This window comes from Streptomyces sp. NPDC002092, assembly GCF_053593775.1.
This window is the reverse complement of the sequence record NZ_JBSFDG010000054.1, coordinates 1-1,604: the sequence shown is the minus strand read 5'-3', so window position 1 is coordinate 1,604 and position 1,604 is coordinate 1. Positions and strand designations below refer to the sequence as shown.

General features: G+C 68.2%; 1 protein-coding gene. It reads left to right on the top strand.

Annotated elements, in window-relative coordinates; all coding sequences use genetic code 11:
* The first annotated feature begins 134 nt into the window (after nucleotides 1-134).
* Nucleotides 135-1,592, top strand: a complete 1,458-nt coding sequence (locus tag ACWCRD_RS44950; protein ID WP_450971458.1) for an NF041680 family putative transposase — start codon at nucleotides 135-137, stop codon at nucleotides 1,590-1,592.
* The last annotated feature ends 12 nt before the right edge of the window (nucleotides 1,593-1,604 follow it).

Sequence of the window (1,604 nt, the reverse complement as noted above, 5' to 3'; positions counted from 1 at the left end):
AGCTTGTTCTTTTTCTTCTGGCCTCGAACGGTGTCCCGAACGAGGTCACTCACCTGGGCATTCGCCGGACATGTGGGTGGCCTTCGTCTGATCCTGTGCTCCGTCACGAGGAGAACCAGTCGAAGGCCGTTGTCATGAGTGTGGTGTGCCCGGATGTCCGACGGGAAGCGTTCGCGGAAGCGTCACGCTTCCGAGCAGAGTTCTACGAGTGTCTGACCGCCCGGCGTGACGAACTTTTCGAACTGGCCGACGCGCTGTTGTGCGTCGACGGGCCGCTCACCTCGCCGGTGGACCTGACGATGGTGCCCGAGCACCGGCGTGGGCACGGCGCGTTGTACGGAGCTCCCAACCGGGGCCGGTTCGACGTCGAGAAGCTGCGGACCTTGCTCGCCGGGCTGCCGTTGCCCCGGTTCGAGGGCGGCCGCCTGGTGCTGGCGGTCGACGTGTCGCCGTGGCTGCGCTCGGACGCGCCGTGCTCGGCAGACCGGCTGTTCTGCCACGTCTACGGCCGGGCGAAGTCCGCCGCCCAGTTCATCCCGGGCTGGCCGTACTCCTTCGTCGCCGTACTCGAACCGGGAGCGACCTCGTGGACGTCGATCCTGCACGTGGTCCGGCTCGGCCCCGAAGATGATGCGACCGCCGTCACCGCCTCCCAACTCCGGGCGGTGGCCGAGCGGCTCATCTCAGCCGGCCAGTGGGCGCTCGGCGATCCGGACATCACGATCGTCATGGACGCGGGTTACGACGTCACCCGCCTGGCCTGGGTCCTGCGGGATCTTCCTGTCGAGCCGGTCGGGTGGATCCGCAGTGACCGGGTGATGCGGCTGCCGAAGCCCTCGCCCAAGGAATACGCCCTGGCCCATCCCCAGGGCGGGCGACCGCCGAAGCACGGCAAGGAGTTCCGCTTCGCCAACCCCGAGACCTGGCCCGAGGCGGCGGTCACCACCGTCACCGACACCGCCAACTACGGCAAGGCCGAAGCCCAGGCGTGGGACCGGGTCCATCCGAGGCTGACCCACCGCTCGGCCTGGCTGGAGCACGACGGTGAACTCCCCGTCGTCGGGGGCACTTTGGTCCGGTTGAAGGTCGAGCACCTCTCCAAAGAACGGGAAGCACCACCGGTCTGGCTGTGGTCCTCCACGACCGGCGCCGCCCCAGCAGACGTGGATCTGTGGTGGCAGGTGTTCCTCAGGAGATTCGATCTCGAGCACACCTTCAGGTTCGGAAAGCAGATCCTCGGCTGGACCACCCCGAAGGTTCGTACTCCCCAGGCCGCGGACCGGTGGACATGGCTCGTGGTCGCCGCCCACACCCAGCTCCGCCTCGCCCGGCCGCTGGCCGCCGACCTCCGTCGGCCCTGGGAGAAGCCGGCCAAGCCCGAACGCCTCACCCCGGCCCGTGTCCGCCGGCGGTTCAGGAACATCCGAGCCCACCTGCTCTGCCCGGCCCGTGTTCCCCAACTTCGCGGCGCTGGTCCCGGACGACCGCCCGGGACCAAGAACCGCCATCCCGCACCCCGCTACGACGTTGGTAAAACCGTCAAACGGCCCGAGACCCTCAAGGCCATCGGCAGACCCGGCCGATCTTGGTAGATAAAGAACAAG

Excerpts from the sequence above, each read along its gene's own strand:
- ACWCRD_RS44950 (WP_450971458.1), top strand. The coding sequence starts at position 135 with ATGAGTGTGGTGTGCCCGGATGTCCGACGGGAAGCGTTCGCGGAAGCG.